Origin of the sequence: Streptomyces sp. NPDC007971 (assembly GCF_042958635.1) — a bacterium.
Lineage (GTDB): Bacteria > Actinomycetota > Actinomycetes > Streptomycetales > Streptomycetaceae > Streptomyces.
Window position 1 is genome coordinate 100,721 of sequence record NZ_JBIBJK010000003.1, and the last position, 16,341, is coordinate 117,061.

Annotated in this window: 10 protein-coding genes; 1 reads left to right on the top strand and 9 read right to left on the bottom strand. The window is 70.8% G+C overall.

Features of this window, described 5'->3' with window-relative positions; translation table 11 throughout:
- Window positions 1-287: 287 nt before the first annotated feature.
- The 5 genes from ACFZCP_RS07245 to ACFZCP_RS07265 form a co-directional block, all read right to left on the bottom strand.
- Entirely contained in the window at window positions 288-785 is a 498-nt protein-coding gene (locus ACFZCP_RS07245; protein ID WP_362684042.1) for a MarR family transcriptional regulator, read from the bottom strand.
- Window positions 786-859: 74 nt separating this feature from the next.
- Window positions 860-1,354: a DoxX family membrane protein gene (locus tag ACFZCP_RS07250; RefSeq protein ID WP_391424890.1), complete on the bottom strand. Its 495-nt coding sequence runs from the start codon at window positions 1,352-1,354 to the stop codon at window positions 860-862.
- A 122-nt stretch (window positions 1,355-1,476) separates the two neighbouring features.
- Complete coding sequence (locus tag ACFZCP_RS07255; RefSeq protein ID WP_391425486.1) at window positions 1,477-3,357, bottom strand: amidohydrolase family protein; 1,881 nt, start codon at window positions 3,355-3,357, stop codon at window positions 1,477-1,479.
- A gap of 253 nt (window positions 3,358-3,610) precedes the next feature.
- Window positions 3,611-4,297, bottom strand: coding sequence for a DUF1275 family protein (locus tag ACFZCP_RS07260; protein ID WP_391424892.1), 687 nt, complete (start codon window positions 4,295-4,297; stop codon window positions 3,611-3,613).
- A 238-nt stretch (window positions 4,298-4,535) separates the two neighbouring features.
- Entirely contained in the window at window positions 4,536-5,198 is a 663-nt protein-coding gene (locus tag ACFZCP_RS07265) for an isochorismatase family protein (RefSeq protein WP_391424894.1), read from the bottom strand.
- Window positions 5,199-5,680: 482 nt separating this feature from the next.
- Between ACFZCP_RS07265 and ACFZCP_RS07270 the strand changes: the two genes are divergently transcribed.
- On the top strand, window positions 5,681-7,792 hold the full coding sequence (locus ACFZCP_RS07270; RefSeq protein ID WP_391424897.1) for a SpoIIE family protein phosphatase: 2,112 nt from the start codon (window positions 5,681-5,683) through the stop codon (window positions 7,790-7,792).
- A 163-nt stretch (window positions 7,793-7,955) separates the two neighbouring features.
- Here the strand turns inward: ACFZCP_RS07270 and ACFZCP_RS07275 are convergent, their stop codons facing one another.
- The 4 genes from ACFZCP_RS07275 to ACFZCP_RS07290 form a co-directional block, all read right to left on the bottom strand.
- Window positions 7,956-10,328 (bottom strand): SpoIIE family protein phosphatase, encoded by a 2,373-nt coding sequence (locus ACFZCP_RS07275; RefSeq protein WP_391424899.1) that lies wholly within the window; start codon window positions 10,326-10,328, stop codon window positions 7,956-7,958.
- A 416-nt stretch (window positions 10,329-10,744) separates the two neighbouring features.
- Window positions 10,745-14,215, bottom strand: a complete 3,471-nt coding sequence (locus ACFZCP_RS07280) for an NACHT domain-containing protein (RefSeq protein ID WP_391424901.1) — start codon at window positions 14,213-14,215, stop codon at window positions 10,745-10,747.
- Between the two features lie 7 nt (window positions 14,216-14,222).
- Window positions 14,223-14,615: a hypothetical protein gene (locus ACFZCP_RS07285; RefSeq protein ID WP_391424903.1), complete on the bottom strand. Its 393-nt coding sequence runs from the start codon at window positions 14,613-14,615 to the stop codon at window positions 14,223-14,225.
- Between the two features lie 286 nt (window positions 14,616-14,901).
- Window positions 14,902-16,146 (bottom strand): alpha/beta fold hydrolase, encoded by a 1,245-nt coding sequence (locus tag ACFZCP_RS07290; protein WP_391424905.1) that lies wholly within the window; start codon window positions 16,144-16,146, stop codon window positions 14,902-14,904.
- Between the last annotated feature and the right edge of the window lie 195 nt (window positions 16,147-16,341).

Genomic DNA, 16,341 nt, shown 5'->3' on the forward strand with positions numbered 1-16,341 from the left:
GGTCGCATCGGTCCTTTGAGTCACCGAGTATGCGAACGACACCCGCGTGAATTCCTGCACGATCCGCGCGTCCCACTGCACGAAACACGCGTGTGTACCGGGGCACACCGCCAGGAAGAGGGCGGAGCGGCAACGGTCCGGGCGTCGCCCGCACCGGCAGACCCGGCACGGCCGACGTGGGCGAGGCCTCGGTGTGCCGCCGTCGCTTCACGAAGCCTCGGTGCGTCGCCGTCGCTTCACGAAGCCTCGTGTGCTGCCGTCATTTCACGAAGCCTCGTGTGCTGCCGTCACTTCCCGGGATCGTCCTTGGCGTCGCGCAGTGTGCCCATGGCTTCGGCGAGCCTGCCCAGCCCGTCGCGCCCCAGAGGAGTGAGGACCCGGGCGCGCAGGAACCGCGTCACCGCCTGAGATACGGCGCGGGCCGTGTCCTCGCCGTGGCCGGTCAGTTCGAGGTAGACCAGACGCCGGTCGTCCTCACAGGTCACACGTCGGGTGAGACCGGCCGTGCAGAGCCGGTCGGCAAGCTTGGTGAACCCGCCGCTGGACATGCGCGCCTCCTGCGCCAGGCGGGTCATCGGCATCCGGTGCCGCGGGGCGGCGAGCAGGCGCACCAGAACGTCGGAGGCGCCTTGGCCGAGGCTGAAGCGCTCGGCCAGCTCGCTCGCGAGGGAGTCCTGTGTGGCGTGGAAGCCCTGCATCACCAGCATCCACCAGTCGAGCAGTTCACGATCAATGCTCTCGGCGGCACCTCGGCCGTCGCCACTGTCGGCGGGGGGCGGTGACACGGCTCCGCGCCGACCCCTCGTCTTTCTCTCCATGCCACTCTCAACGCCTCGGCGGCGAAGATGTTCCTGCTCGCTCAGTGGTCGGGGACCGGCCGTGCGAGGAGGGCGCGGGTCATCAGCCCGCTCGAAACGCCGAGGCCGACGGCCGTGGCTGCCCACCACGGGGCCCAGGGAAGCAGCCCGGCAGCCCGGTCGACCGACCAGCGGCCCGGTCCGGTGAGCGTGAGCACGGCCGGCAGGACGATCAGGACGAGCGGATACTCGTAGCCGTCGTGCTGCACCCAGAGCCCGTTGCGCCACTTCACCGTGGCCGCGACCGTCATGACGCCTCCCGCCGTGACGGCCGCCAAAGGGGTGAGCGCTCCTGCGGCGAGCAGCAGTCCCGCAGTGATCTGCCCGAGGCCCGCGGCGGCCGCGGTGAGCCGGCCGCCGCGGAACCCGTCCGCTCGGAACTCCGCCGCGCCGCCCTCGATCCCGTGCCCGCCGAGGCGGTGGCTGACCTTCTGGATGCCGTGCCCGACGAACAGCAGGCCGGTGACCAGCCTCAGGATCAGCAGTCCGGTGTTCATCTCACTCTCCTCATGCGTGGGTGGTTGGTGCGGGTGCGGGTGCGGGTGCGGGTGCGGGTGCGATGGGTGGGTGGTCGGTGCGGTTTCGGTTGCGGTAGTGCCGGCGGGCCGGTCGTGGTGGGTCACAGCACGAAGCAGGTGTCGAAGATCTCTGTCGGAGCCTCCGGGGCGAAGCCACGCCGGGCTCGCCAGTGCCGGTGCTGCTCGGACTCGGCGACGGCCTGGCCGAGCAGCTCGGCCTGTCGCGCGCCCGAGATACTGGGCTTGACGGTGGCCTGGTAGCCGCCGTAGTGGGCGACCGGACTCCAGGCCGGGCTGATCGCCGGTATCGCCTCGTCCAGCCCCTCGTACTCGGCCGCGGCGTAGACGATGCGTCCGCCGGTGACGGTCAGGAGGGACTCGATGTGCGGGATGTCCTGCTCGGGGACGCTGAAGAAATCGTCGGAGAGGACGGCGAGGTCGCCGTAGAAGCCGGGCTTGAGGATGCCCTTGACGTTCTGCTCCCCGGTGAGCTTGGCACCGGCCTGGGTGTACATGGTCAGTGCGGTCTCCCGGCTGACACGGTTCTCCGGCGGGTGGATCGCCAGATCGCCGACGGTCCGGCCGGAGACCAGCCAGTGCAGCGCGACCCACGGGTTGTAGGAGGACACCCGGGTGGCGTCCGTGCCGGCGCCGATGGTCAGACCGCGCTCCAGCATGGCGCGCACCGGCGGGGCGTCCGCTGCGGCAGCGGCGCCGTAACGGCGTACGAACGCCTCGCCCTGGAAGGACATCCGGTTCTGGACGGACACGGCGCCGCCGAGCCGGGCGATGCGGTCGAGGCTCGCGCCCGAGACGGTCTCCGCGTGGTCGAACAGCCAGCGGTTCCCCGCGGGGAAGAGCCCCTCGGCGGCGAGCTTCTCGAAGACGTCGAGGTCGCGGCGGATCGTCTCGTCGTAGGTGGCGTGCAGGCGGAAGCCCCAGCCGTTCTCCATCAGAAGCCGCACGGCCTGCTCGAAGCCTTCCTCGTAGTCCGCGGCCAGCTCGGGCCGGGGCTCGGTGAAGTTCTCGAAGTCGGCCGCCGACCAGGTCAGGTTCTCGCCGGCGCCGTTGAGCCGGAGCCATTCGTCGCCGTCTCCGGGACGGACCATGCCGATCCAGCGCTTGAGGTCGTCGATCTCCTGTCCCGGGGTCTGCGGGAAGAGGTGGTAGGCGATGCGCAGCGACAGCAGGCCGGCCTGGGCGAGGTCGATGACGGTGCCGTAGTTGTCGGGGAAGTTCTGGAAGCCGCCGGCCGCGTCGATGGCCGATGTGAGGCCGAACCGGTTCAGCTCGCGAAGGAAGTGCCGGGTGGAGGTCTTCAGGTCTTCTCCCTGCAGGGTGGGCGCCGCTGCGAGGGTCGAGTAGAGGATCAGTGCGCTGGGGGCGGCCAGGAGCATGCCGGTCGGGTCCCCGTCACGGCCGCGCACGATGTGGCCGCCCCTGGGATCGGGGGTGGCCCTGGTGTAGCCGGCCGCCTTCAGTGCCGCGCGGTTCATCAGGGCGGACTGGTACAGGTGCAGCACGAACACCGGCGTGTCCGGCGCGGCGGCGTTCAGCTCGGCCAGGGTCGGCAGGCGCTTCTCGGCGAACTGGTCCGCCGACCATCCGCCGACCACCCTGACCCACTGTCCCTTGGGAGTGCGGGCAGCCTGCTCGCGCAGCATCGCCAGTGCCTGGCGCAGCGTGGGCACGCCGTCCCAGCGCAGTTCCAGGACGTAGTTCAGGCCGCCGCGGATCACGTGCAGGTGAGAGTCGTTGAGGCCGGGGACGACCCGGCGGCCCAGCGCGTCGACCACTCGGGTCCGGGCACTGATCAGCGGGGCGACGTCCTTGTCGTCACCGACCACGGTGACCTTGCCGTCCTTGATGGCGACGGCGCCGGCCTGCGGGCGCACGGGGTCACCGGTGTAGATCTTGGCGTTGCGGACCACGAGGTCGGCGACGTGGTCGTCGCTGACCGGAGGGAGGCCGGCCACGGGCATAGCAGCCACGGAAATCATCTCCAGCGGGCAGAGGTGGGCAGAGGGTTCTCGCCAGGGGGTTCTCAGGAGGGTGGTGAGGGTGAAGGGGCAGAAGGGTGGCGAGGGGATGCAGCGGCTGGTGGGGCCGCAGTGAGGCGGAAGTGGGGCCTGGTTGAGTCGGAAGTGGGGCCTCGGTGCGGGGGAGTACAGCCGCGGTGAGGGGGGATCGCGGCCCCGGTGAGGTAGGAGGCGTCGTGTGACCGGCGGGCTCGGGTCAGTCGATGGAGGGACGGCGCGGTACGGCCAAGGCGGCGGCAGCGGTACCGAAGGTGCTCGCCAGCAGGGGCCAGCCGAGCCCCGTGTGCTGCACGAGCAGCGCACCGCCGAAGGCGCCGGCCAGCATCGCCAGCACCGAGGCCAGCCGACGGCCGGCCCGCGGATTGGTACCGCCTGCCAGGGGCGAGTCGGACGCCAGCCCGGTCAGAGTGAGCGTCAGCACCGTCGTGGTCACATCAGGAACGGCGAGTTTGCGGACCGTCCCGTTGCGCAGGCCCATGGCAACGGCGATCAGGGCGATGAGCACGTTGGTCCCATGGCTCGCGGTGAAGGCGACGGCGGTGGCCGTGACCAGCAGCGCCATTTCCAGCAGCAGGACGCAGCGCAGCCGCCAGGGCGCCGTGCGGCGGCCCATCACGGTCTCCAGGCGGCCGGCCGCCCCGGCTCCGACCAGGAAGGCGGCCAGTGACACCAGCGAGCCGAGCACCGAGAAGCCGGGGACGCCCGCGGCGGCGAAGCCGATGATGACCACGTTGCCGGTCATGTTCGCGGTGAAGACATGGCCCAGCCCCAGATAGCTGACCGCGTCGATGAGGCCGCTCACCGCGGTCACGGTCATCAGGGCGGGCAGCAGCGGCTCACGACCGCCCGACGCACCGGGCGCCGAGGAATGAGGGAGATTCACAGTCGTTTCCTTGGGTCACGGACCTCGGCGGGGCAGAGGCCCTGGTAGGTCACGGGCCTTGGCGGGTCACAGGCCTCGGCGGGGCGGCACGGGCCTTGGCGGGTCACAGGCCTCGGCGGGGCGGCACGGGCCTTGGCGGGTCACAGGCCTGGCGGGGCGGCACGGGCCTTGGTGGGTCACGGGCAGCGGGCCGGCGTCGGCCCGGGGCGGGGCCGCCCTCGGGCCGGCGACGCGGTGGTCAGCCCGCGGCGTGGGCGCCGATGACGGACTGGGCGTAGACGACGCCGAGGCCGTAGGCCCCGCCGTGCTCCTTGACGATCTCCATGACGGGGAGGTAGGTCTCGGCACGCGCCCAGTCGCGCTGCAGTTCGAGCAGGACCTGGATCCAGGTCACCGGAACCGCGCCGGCACTGACCATGCGCGCGACGGCGTGCTCGTGAGCCTGTGGCGTGACACCGCCGGAGGCGTCGGCCACCACGTACACCTCGTAGCCCTGCCCGAGCGCGGACAGCACCGGGAGCACGAGGCACACCTCGGTCCACAGCCCCGAGATGATGATCTTCCGGCGGCCGGTGGCCTTGATCGCCTCGACGACCGCGTTGTCCTCCCAGGCGTTCATCGTGGTGCGGTCGATGACCTCCTGACCGGGGAAGACCTCGGCCAGTTGGGGCAGGAGCGGGCCGGAGAACGACTCGGCGGCCACGGTGGTGAGAACCGTCGGCACGCCGAACGCCCTGGCCGCCTTCGCCAGGCCCACGGTGGCATTGACGATCGCGGTGCGGTCGCCGCTGCCTGTCCCGAAGAACATCTGCGGCTGGTGGTCGACGAACAGCATCACCGAGTTGTCGGGAGTCAGCAGGTCCGGGCTCGGGGCGGCCTTGACGTTGGCGATGTTGAACATGATGGGTTCCTCTGTTTCTGGTGCGAGCGGGGACACGCGCCTTGCGTGCCTGGCGGCGGGCCGGCCGAAGAGGCGGCCGACCCGCACGAGCAGTCCCGGTGGTCGGTTCTTCGATGCCGACATGGCGGCCTCCTCGGGTTTCTCGTGAGGACGGGGTTCCGTCCCCCCGGGGGGACGCCCACATCAATCAATCTTCCAAGCCAGAAGCTTCTGCGCAAGAGGTTGAATACTAAACAACATGCGAGGTGCGTCACGCGGGCAAACCTCGCTCCTGGGGGCCCGGCTGCCGTACGCGCGCGTGCGAGTCGACCAGGTGGGTACTTCGGAGGCTCGGGATCTTCATGGGCGGCTCCGCGGTCCGGTCTGCGGCGTTGCGATCGCACCGGGCAGGGGCGCTTCCCGGCTGGGGCGACCATGGATGAAGGCGGAACACCCGCCGGCAGGCGCGAGCCGAAGCGCCGAGCGGGAGGGAAAATGAGGCAATGGGCATGACGGACTCCTCCCGAGCAGGCGCTGGCCGGCCGGCGGCGGGTCCTGCCACGCCGCCCAGTGGCCTGCTCGATCTGCTGAGCGTTGCCGCCGTGGTCCTGAACGCGGAGGGCCGCGTGGTCTTCTGGAGTCCCCACGCCGAGGAACTCTTCGGCTACACCTCGGAAGAGGCACTGGGTGAATTCGCGGCACAGCTGACGGTGCACGAGGAGCACCAGGACGAGGTGATCAAGCTGTTCGCCGAGGTCATGGAATCCGGCAACGACTGGGCCGGGGCCTTCCCGATCCGGCACAAGGACGGCAGCACACGCCTGGTGGAGTTCCGCAACATGCGGCTGCTGGACGACCTCGGTGACGTCTACGCCCTGGGCCTGGCCGCGGACCAGGCAGCCGTGCAACAGGTCGAGCGAGATGCCGCCCTGGCCATGCGTCTGGTGTCCCAGTCCCCGATCGGGCTGGCCATTCTGGATCCCGACCTGCGGTACCTGGCCGTGAATCCGGCTCTGGAACGCATCACCGGCCAGTCCGCCGCCGAGCGTCTCGGCCGGCCGGTCGGAGAGATCCTGACCTTCCTCGGCACGGACCCGGAGGCACGCCTGCGCCGTGTCCTGGAGACGGGCGAGTCGGTCGTGGACCGGTCCATCGTCTGTCGTCCCCCCGCCGACCCGGACCATGATCATGCCTGGTCCGTCTCGTACTACCGGCTGGAGGATTCCGGTGGGCGGGTGCTGGGCCTGGCGTACTCCGTCATCGACGTCACCGAACGTCATCAGGCCGCACTGGAAGCCGCACAGGCCCGGCAGCGGCTGGCACTCATCGCCAAGGCCTCCGCCTGTGTGGGCAGCACCCTCGACCTGGAGACGACGGCGCGCGAACTCGCCGACGTCGTCGTACCGGTCCTGGCCGATGTGGCGGCCGTGGTCCTTCTCGACGACGCCTTGCACGACCGGAGCGCGCCGCACGCCGGCTCACCACGGTTCCGTGTCCTTGCCGTCCGCGGGGCCGGCCTCGCCGACTCGGTCTGTGTGGCCGATCGCCGCCGGGGACTCACCGACTACGACGACCGCCTGATCTCCCGCTGCGTACGCACCTGCCTGCCGGTCCTCGTGCCGCACACCACCCGTCGGGACGCCGGAAGCACCGATCCGGGGAGCACCGGTCCTGGGAACACCGATCCGGGGAGCATCGCCCGCCATGCCGAGCCCGGCTCCCTCCTCGTGGACGCCGATGTGCACTCCTACCTTGCCGTGCCGCTCGTGGCACGGGGTGAAGTCCTCGGCGCCCTCGAACTCAAACGCACCCGGAATCCCGCGCCCTTCGATGACGACGACGCGTTCCTCGCCTCAGAACTCACCGGCCGGGCCGCGGTGTGCATCGACAACGCCCGCGGATACCAGACGCAGCGCCACGCGGCCCTCACCCTCCAGCGCAGCCTGCTTCCCGAGCCCCCGTCGGACCTGCCGGGCCTGAAGGTGGCCTGCCGCTACCAGCCCGCGGGCGCCGCGAGCGAGGTCGGCGGCGACTGGTTCGACGCCATCCCTCTGCGGGGGGACAAGACCGCCCTGGTCGTCGGGGACGTGATGGGCAGCGGTATCAACGCCGCCGCCACCATGGGTCAACTCCGCACCGCCGCCCGCGCCTTCGCCGAGCTCGACCTGGCCCCCGCCGAGGCCCTGCGCCACCTCGATCACCTCACCGAGGGCAGCGAGCAGGCCATCACCACCTGTATCTACTGCGTCTACGACCCTCACCGGGGCCAGTGCCGGATCTGCCTCGCCGGCCACCTGCCCCCGGCCCTGATGCGTGCCGGCCAGGCAGCGCAACTGCTCGACCTGCCCACCGGCGCACCACTGGGCGTCGGTGGTGTCCCCTTCGAGGCCACCACCATCGCCTTCCGCCCCGGCGACGAACTGGCCCTCTACACCGATGGCCTGGTCGAAACCCGGAGCGAACCCATCGACGCCCGCCTGGACACCCTCCTCGACGCACTCACCACGACACGTGGCCACGATCCGGAACGCACCTGCGACCTCATCCTGGAGATTCTGCGGCCTCCCGGGGGCGAGGACGACGTCGCTCTGCTCATCGCCCGAGCCGAGGCCTGAGCAATCCTGGGGAGGGGGGTCAGCCCATGGGCAGCCCCGGGGCAGCCCCCGTCCTCGAAGCCGGCACATGCGACTCGGCGCGTCAGCATGCGGCCACCGCGGCAGCGGCTCCCATACGTCCGCCGCTCCAGGGGCTCCTCTGCGTCCACCGCGGCAAGGGCCCCTAGGGGATGGCCAGCTCGGCCCAGATGGTCTTCCCGGACGAGGTGTACCGCGTGCCCCAGCGCTGGGACACCTGGGCGACGAGGAACAGGCCGCGGCCCCCCTCGTCGTCCCTGCGCGCTCGCCGCAGGTGGGGTGCGGTGTGCGCGTTGTCGGAGACCTCGCACAGCAGGAAGCGGTCCCTGATCAGCCGCAGCATGACGGGCCCGGTGGCGTACCGGATGCCATTGGTGACCAGCTCGCTCACCACGAGTGCGGCGGTGAAAGACAGTTCGGACATGTCCCAGGTCGCCAACTGGCGCTCCGTGAGCGTGCGGGCCTGGGCCACGACGGCCGGGTCGGGTGGCAGCTCCAGGTCCGTCACATGGTCGGCGCCCAGACGCCGGGTGCGCACGAGCAGCAGCGTGGCGTCGTCCGCCTGCGGTCCGGGTGGCAGGGCCGACAGCGCCCGGTCGCACAGCTCCTCCACCGGGGAGCGTTGCCAGGCGAGGATCTGGGCCAGGCGGTCGATTCCGCTGTCGATGTCGGTGAGCCGGTCCTCCACGACGCCGTCGGTGAAGAACGCCACGACGCTGCCGCTGGACAGGTTCAGCTCGACGTTCTCGTAGGGCAGGCCGCCGAGCCCCAGGGGTGGCCCCGGCGCCAGCGCGGACAACGCCACCGAGCCGCTCGTGTCGGCCACGATCGGCTGGGGATGGCCCGCGCTCGCCCAGACGCACCGGCCGCTTACCGGGTCGTAGATCGCGTACAGGCAGGTCACCCCGAGCGACTCGTCGCTCAGCCCGTCCTCCGCCTGGGATTCCGAGTCCTGCGCGACCAGATCGTCCAGCCGGGTGAGCAGCTCGGCCGGATCCAGGTCCAGCAGGGCCAGCGTCCGTACGGTGGCGCGCAGCCGTCCCATGGTCGCCGCCGCGTGCACGCCGTGGCCCACCACGTCGCCGACGGTCAGACCCACTCGGGCGCCGGACAGCGGGATCACGTCGAACCAGTCGCCGCCCACCCCCACGCGGCTGTCGGCAGGCAGGTAGCGGTACGCCACGTCGACCGCGCTCTGCTCGGGCAGGTGCTGCGGCAGCAGGCTTCGCTGCAGTACCAGGGCGGCCGCGTGCTGGCTGGTGTAGCGGCGGGCGTTGTCGATGCCGACGGCGGCTCGCTCGGCCAGTTCCACGGCGAGGGTCTGCTCCTCGGAGCCGAAGGGGTCGGGGTTGCTGGTGCGCAGAAAGGTGGCCAGGCCCAGCACTGCGTCGCGGGTGAGCAGAGGCACGAAGAGGCAGTAGTGCGAGGCGGATGGTCCTGCCTCGTAGCGAGCGTCCGTGGCGGAGGCGTCGACGACGGGGCGGCTGGTGGCCAGGCTCAGGGCCTGCGGTGACGTCGGTGGGTAGGAGACGGGGCTGGTCCGGAACTCTTCCGGGGTCCGGCCGTGCATGCGCAGCAGGCTGTGTCCGGGCGCCGAGCCCGTCGGCGGCTGCCGTCCCTCGATGACCGCCGGCGGCAGGTCCACGAGCACCTCGTCGGCCAGCTGAGGTACCGCCACGTCGGCCAGCTCCGCGGCCGTACGGCGCACGTCCAGCGAGGCACCGATGCGCTTTCCCGCCCGCACGAGCAGCGACAGCCGTTCCTGGGCGCGGTAGCGGTCGGTGATGTCCAGGGACTCCTCGAACAGCCCCAGGGGTTCGCCCCGGGCGTCCACCAGCCGGTGGTAGGAGCACGACCAGACGTGCTCGCGCACTGGGTCGGCGGGGGCACGCCCGCGATAGTGCATGCCCATGATCGGTTCCCCCGTCGTCAGCACGTGCTCCATGATCTGGTCTTCGTCCGGGGGGTGGTGGCGGGAGATGAACTCCCCCTCGGGAAACAGATCCGCGGCCGGCCGGCCGATGTACTGGGCGATCCCCGCCAGCTCCAGGTCGGTGGAGACGTTCCCCCACACGACGCGCATGTCGGTGTCGAAGATCGTCAGCCCCACGGAGGACTCGGTCGCCAGTCCCTGGAGCATCGCCAGCTGCGCCTCCCAACTGCGCAGCGCCTCCACGTCGGCCGCGGCCACGACGGTCGCGGCGACGCCCAGATGATCGAGCGGGCTGAACGTGACGGCCGCGCGCAGGATACGTCCGTCCCGGCAGCAGAGGTCCAGGACGGTGCTGCGGGGCTTGTGCGACTTGCAGAAGGCGGACAGCCGCTGTCCGGGGGTCGTCGCCAGCAGTCGGCCGGCGGGCCGGCCGAGGACATCCTCGGGTGAATGTCCGAGGAGGCGCTGGGCCGAGGATCCCCACCCGGAGATGCGGCCCTCGGCGTCCAGCACCGCGGCGGCAGCTTTGGAGAGGTCCAGAGGACTGTGGAAATCGACGTTGGCCGCATTCGGAAAACGATCCATGGCACCGCTTCCCTTCGTGCTCCCTCAGCATCCCGTGCCGCACGACGGAGGACAACCGCACCCGCGGACGGACGGGAACCGCACCGGCGGACGGGGCCCTCGGTCCTCACGTGCGACACCAAACAACTCAAACGATTGCTTGACAAGGTTTCTGGCGGTGCCCATATTATCAATCGAGCATTTGATTAACTTCACGGAAGGGGAGAGTTGCGATGGCTACCGAGGCGGAATCGCGGAATCCGTCGAGAACGGCAAGGTCAAGGAATAACTGACCGACCCGGCCGGAGCCGGAGGGACTCTCGGGTGTTCTCCTCGCTGTCGGCGCGTCCGGGAGGGGAGGAACACAGCCTGGCGGCGGCCGACGCGCAGGTGCCTGGTGTCCGGTCCTCGGCCGCCCAACCGCCGGCGGAACGACTTCAGCTCCCGCCCGTGGCCCGGCCCCGCCCGCCGGACTGCGTGAAGATGTCGTTCACCACCTTCTGGGCCAGGTCACTGTCCTTCACCGGCACGTCCACCTTCACCCACACCCGCCACGTCAGCTGCCTCCCCTTGCTGTGCCAGACGAAGCTCCGGCGCAGATACATGGCGTAGCGCCGCTCCCGGCCCACGGTCCTGGTCTCCTGCGCGTAGTCGGCCGTACCGCGCGCGGGGGCCAACGGGATGCTCGTCCACCGTGGGGTGCCGTACTTCAGGAGAGCATGTTCGTAGGCGTCGGCGTCTCTTTCGTGGCACGAGGCCCCGCAGCCGAGGTTGGACGCGATCCGGATCCTGATGTCGGGCACCAGTCCGGCCGCGGTCGCCATGGCGCTGCGGTCACACTTGTACGTGAAGAGATCGCCCTCGCCGCCGGTGAGGCAGAACAGCGGCTTGGGCGCGCGGAAGGCGAACGGCAGGCGCCAGGTTGCCCACAGGTACGACCGCTCCTTCTCCTTCCAGGTCGCCCCGTACACGGACTGGCCCGGGATGCGGGTGTACTTGACCAGCCTGGTGCCCTGCTTCGGGATCTCGGCGCGCGGAACATCGGCCAGTCGGCGACGGCTCGCCGTCAGCGTCCCCGTCCCGTGCCCGCCACCGGAGTCGTCCAGGCCCGCGCGCCGCAGGAAGTCACGCATCAGGATCTCAGCGATCTCCCTGGTGCGCTCCCGGCCGGCGAACTCCTCGGCGTAGGTGACGACGAACAGTGCGTTGCCGACCCGTACCCGCACCATCGCCTGCCAGGGCTCGGCCTCCATGGCCGACATCCCGAACCAGTCCTTCTTGACGAGTTCGGCGGCCTCGTCACCGAGCCCTGCCAGCCGCTGTTCTCCCTTCGCGAGGCGTTGCTTCCGGATGGTGCGGAACTGCTCGGTGGCGTACCGGACTCCATTGAACTGCTTGGTCGACTTCCAGCCCACGGCGGCGGTTCCGATCTCCACGTCCGGCGCGAACGGGGACTGTTCGGAGGCGACGCACACATGGCCGCCCGGGACGCCCGGCCACAGGCCCGGCAGCATGACGAAGTGTGTCTTCGTACTGCTGGACTTCGTGCCGTCGGTCATCACCTGCCGCATCTCGTGACCGTCCAGCAGCGAACACGCCTCGGGAGCGGAGGCGACCGGGTCCGGCGGAGGCTCTGCGGCCGCGGCGCTGAAGAAGAGGACGAACAGCGCGAGGCCACCGCAGAGGGAGGCCGAGAGCGCGAACGGTGCCCGCACCGGAGTACGGAGCCGGGACTCACCCGTGTCGTAGGCCTCCGCCAGTCGGTTCCGCAGCTCGATGTGCTGGAACCGGTACACGCCCCCGGCCTGCCGAAGCACCCCCCTGGCGTGCGCGTCCTGGAGGAATGCCGTGAGGCGCCAGGGGAGTCGGCCGGTGGCCGCGAGCCAGACACGGGCCGCGTTGTACCGGCCCCAGGCAGAGAAGCCGGCGGCGTACAGCCACCAGGCGAGCAGGGTGGCGGCCACGGCGATCGCCCAGTCGAGCGGGGTCGCGACGTGTGGGCCGCGGCCGGTCCACTGCCAGACGGTGAACACCATCGGCGGCAGGGCCAGCGGATACAACGAGACCCCCGGGTCACCCTTTCCGAGCCTCAGCGGCGCGAGCCAGCCGAGGGTGAGCACCAGGCGCCGGTCGGCGTGGAGCACCTCCTTCGGGGACAGGCCCGCCGCCGGATCGGCGAACCGCCACACGGCGAGCACGACCGGTTGCAGCTGGGCCCCGAGGACGAGCACACAACAGCCCGCCACCACCCACCAGTGGGTCACGGCCGCGGCGACGGCGGCCCCGGCGGTGAGCACGCCGGCCGCGGCCACCGCCCGTACCTTCCAGGCCCGCAGTGCCGTGCGCACCTGCGTCCCCGTGGGCTGGGCGAACCGCCACGGGGAGGTCCGCTCGTCTTCGGGGTCGGCGGCGAAGCCGTAGAGGGTGAGCAGGCAGACCAGCGCGAAAGCGGCCCAGACCGACGGTCGTGCACCCCACCACGCGACTCCCACGCCGGTCCACGCCACCAGCAGGACCAGCAGGAGATACGAAGGCGCCAGGCACAGTCCCCGCACCGGCCACGGCATCTCCTCCTGCAGCCGCCACCACGCGAAGTCCTGCTCGTTGGCGGCCTTCATCCGGACGGCGAGGAAGCCCACCCACCGGCGCGCGTCGTCGGGCTCCCAGCCGCCGTGCTCGGCGCGTACGTCGTGGGAGGCGCTGTAGGCGGTGTCGAGGAACGCGTCGTACAAGTGCCGTTCCAGCGCCCCTTCTTCGGTGAACCGGCCAGGGGACAGCAGTTCCCGGGGATGGTTGCCGTCCCAGCCGTAGGCGACCCGGGCCAGTCCGGCCATGAGCGGCACGCGCAGCACCTCGCGCAGCCGAACCGTCTCGGCGGACACGTCGTGCGTGTCGCGCAGCCGGTCCAGGACCGGCGCCCAGGGGGAGCGGTCCGAGCCCGAGGGGTTGAGGTACGTGCCCACGGCGTCGTCCGTGAGGCTCTGCAGGACGATCTCCGTGCGGGTGAACACGCTCGGGTCGGGTGCGTGCTCGCGGTACTCGTCCTCACGGCTGGTGAGGGCGAACGGCTTTCCCCGCAGGCTCTCGCCGAGCTGGCGCAGGGCGTCCTTGCGGCGCGCGGCGGGCAGTTCGTCGAATCCGTCGAGGATCAGCAGGACGCGGTCGGTGGAGCGCAGGAGGTGGAGGGCGACATCGTAGGGGCGGACCCCGGGCACGGGCGTGCACACCTGGGGACAGTCGGCGGCCAACTGCCGGGCCAGCCACTGGGCCAGTCCCCGCCGTGGGTTCCAGGACGCGAGGGAGACCACCAGAGGGACGGGCCGGGGAGAGTTCGCGGCGCGTGCCTCCAGCAGTTCGGAGGCGAGCCGCAGGGCCAGCACCGTCTTGCCCGCGCCCGCACCGCCGAGCACGACGAGCCTCCGGTCGGGGGTGCCCTCGAAGTACTCGGAGACGGAGGCCCGCGGGTTGTGGCCCGCGGGCGTCCACTCCACCTCGATGGGGTGGGGTTCCGAGATGTGCAGCAGCCGCTCGTCGCGGGCGTACTGCCGCCGCAGCACGTCGGCGAGACCGTCGGCGACCCGCTGCAGGTGCTCCGGCGACTGCCAGGCCCGGTCACGCTTCCTGCGCCGCGCGGACAGCACCCGTGCGGCAACCCCGGACGCCACCGCCAGGGCCAGCAGCAGCCAGCCGAACCGCACCGGCCCCGGGTCGTAGCCGCGGGGGAGCGGCAACTCGGGCCGCACGGCCAGGAGATACAGTCCGAAGCCCGCGACAAGCCCCCGTGCGCCCACCGCCACGTGCGGCTGGACGTACAGGTTCACAATGTCCCGCGCCTGGATGAGGAAGCCCTGCTGTCCACCGCTGGTGACGTTGTGCGTGTCCCCCGAGGGCTGCCCGTGCCCCGTCACCCGGCGCCTATCCGCCGTGGTTGCCGAGATTGATGCCGCCGTGGACGTCGCGGGCCTGGATGACGGTCTGCTGCCGGCCCCCGGAGACCTCGTTGTGCACGTCGCCGGACCCGGTCCGGACCACGTCGCGGGCGTCCTGCCGCCAGGCCCGCAGCGCATCGGCGAACACGGAGTCCCGCCCGGCCCGCTCGGCCAGCACCTGCGCCAGCCGCTCGGCGAGCGCGGCGCGTTCCGCGCTGCCGACCGCGGCGGCGAGCGCGGTCAACTCGCCCATGCCGTTCGGTTCCACGTCCGTCCGGCGCCGGACCAGATCACGCAGGGCCGTCCACATCTGCTGCCCGGCGGCACCGGCCGTCCCGCTCGCGAGAGCCGTCAGCAGTTCCGGCGCTATCGGTTCCATGGACACCCCTTTGTGATTGCCTGGACACGCTTCGTGCATCGAGCGTAGGGCAACTACCCCGAAGACAGGCCCCGAAGACGGACATGAAGACGGACATGAAGACGGACATGAAGACGGACATGAAGACGGACGTGAAGACGGACATGAAGACGGACGAAGGCGGACCTGAAAAGGGATCTGAAGAAGGGCCAGAAGAGGGATCCGTAGAGGGATCTGAAGACGGAGGTGAAGCAGGCCGGGTGAAAGGACGGCACCCCTGGAGAAGCGCCGTCCTTCGATGCCCGACTCAGTCGGCCAGCATGCGCGCAGTGCTCCGCACGGCCCCGAGCGTGTCGTCCAGCCAGTCGTATATCCGGGCCAGTGCCAGCCGCTGCGCGCCGGCCTGGCAGTGGGCGTCGGCACCCTCCTCCGCCGTGAACTCCAGGAAGGTCTTGGGGCAGGTGAGGTCGTCGTAGAGCTGCCTGGCCTGTCCGCCGAAGAACAGGTCCTCGGCGGCGTCGCAGATCAGGGCGGGGCACCGGATCTGTGACGCGATGCCGTCACGGAGGTGGTAGTCGAGGTAGGCGGCGCCGAACGCCCGGGGGGTGGCCGCGCCCATGACGTACATGCCGTGGTTGATCGCCCAGCGCAGTACGGGGTTCTCGGTGGTCATCCGGTCGAGGAGGGCATCGAGTTCGGGATCGGAGTCGGCGCGCAGCCGGCGCTCCGTCTCGCTGCGCTCGCCGGGCAGGAGGTTGGTGACCGCGGGACCCAGGTCGTAGACGCCGTCGAGGGCGACGACCGCCGCCAGACGGTGCTCGAAGGCCGCGGCCCTGGGGGCGAGGAGGCCGCCCATGCTGTTGCCGAGCAGCCCGACCCGGTGGCTGTCGACCTCGGGCAGCTTCATGGCGTAGTCCAGTACCGGACCCACCACGTTCTCCCAGTCGGGGCGGAAGACCAGACCCTCGCGGTGCAGTGGCCCTGGCTGACCGGGACCGTCGAAGACGAGCACGGTGTAACCGCGCTCGACGCCGGCCATCGCTCCGAAGAAGTGCATCTCCTCGGCGGTGCCGTCGAAGCCGTTGTGCATGATCACGGTCGGGCGAGGTTCCCCCGATGAGTCGGCCCGGTAGAGGTAGCCGGGCAGGGTGGTGTCCCCGTACGGGATACGGACCGGCTCTATCCGGGGCCCGAAGAGGGCTGCCGCCGACAGGAAGCAGTCCACGGAGCGCTCGTAGGCGTGCTCGTGCCGCGGGTCGCAGGGGTGGCCGTGCAGGAAGAACTCGGCCGACCGGTAGTAGTTCGAGGCCCGCAGGAAACCGTCCCGGGCGCTCACGGGATGGCCTGCGTCCAGGGCCCATGCGGCCTCGCCGGCCACCCGGTCGGCCGTGGCCAGCCACTCGTTGTGCCAACTGCCGTAATCACCCTCGGTGATACGTTGGCTGGTGGCGACCACCTCGCCGAAGTCGGCGCCGCCGTAGGCGATATGACCGAACGAGCGCAGGGTCTCGTACCAGAACTGGGCGTCACCGGGAAACAGCAGTTGTTCCATGGATCTTCTCCTTGACGTCGGTGTTTGTCGTCAGGCGCGGCGCGGCGGGGTCGGTGGTCGTGCGCGGTCGGCGGTCGTGCCGGTGTGCCCGGCCGGGGAGTTCGGGACGGTGCCTGATCCGTTTGCACCCCTGCGAGGCTCATGGAGCACAGGTTTCACGCGAGTGGTGTCCACTTTCCAGGCCGGACGGTGGGC

What these genes read in the sequence shown, in the direction of transcription:
- ACFZCP_RS07250 (WP_391424890.1), bottom strand. Translation starts at nt 1,354, where the DNA reads ATGAACACCGGACTGCTGATCCTGAGGCTGGTCACCGGCCTGCTGTTC.
- ACFZCP_RS07255 (WP_391425486.1), bottom strand. Translation starts at nt 3,357, where the DNA reads ATGCCCGTGGCCGGCCTCCCTCCGGTCAGCGACGACCACGTCGCCGAC.
- ACFZCP_RS07265 (WP_391424894.1), bottom strand. Translation starts at nt 5,198, where the DNA reads ATGTTCAACATCGCCAACGTCAAGGCCGCCCCGAGCCCGGACCTGCTG.
- ACFZCP_RS07270 (WP_391424897.1), top strand. Translation starts at nt 5,681, where the DNA reads ATGGGCATGACGGACTCCTCCCGAGCAGGCGCTGGCCGGCCGGCGGCG.
- ACFZCP_RS07275 (WP_391424899.1), bottom strand. Translation starts at nt 10,328, where the DNA reads ATGGATCGTTTTCCGAATGCGGCCAACGTCGATTTCCACAGTCCTCTG.
- ACFZCP_RS07285 (WP_391424903.1), bottom strand. Translation starts at nt 14,615, where the DNA reads ATGGAACCGATAGCGCCGGAACTGCTGACGGCTCTCGCGAGCGGGACG.
- ACFZCP_RS07290 (WP_391424905.1), bottom strand. Translation starts at nt 16,146, where the DNA reads ATGGAACAACTGCTGTTTCCCGGTGACGCCCAGTTCTGGTACGAGACC.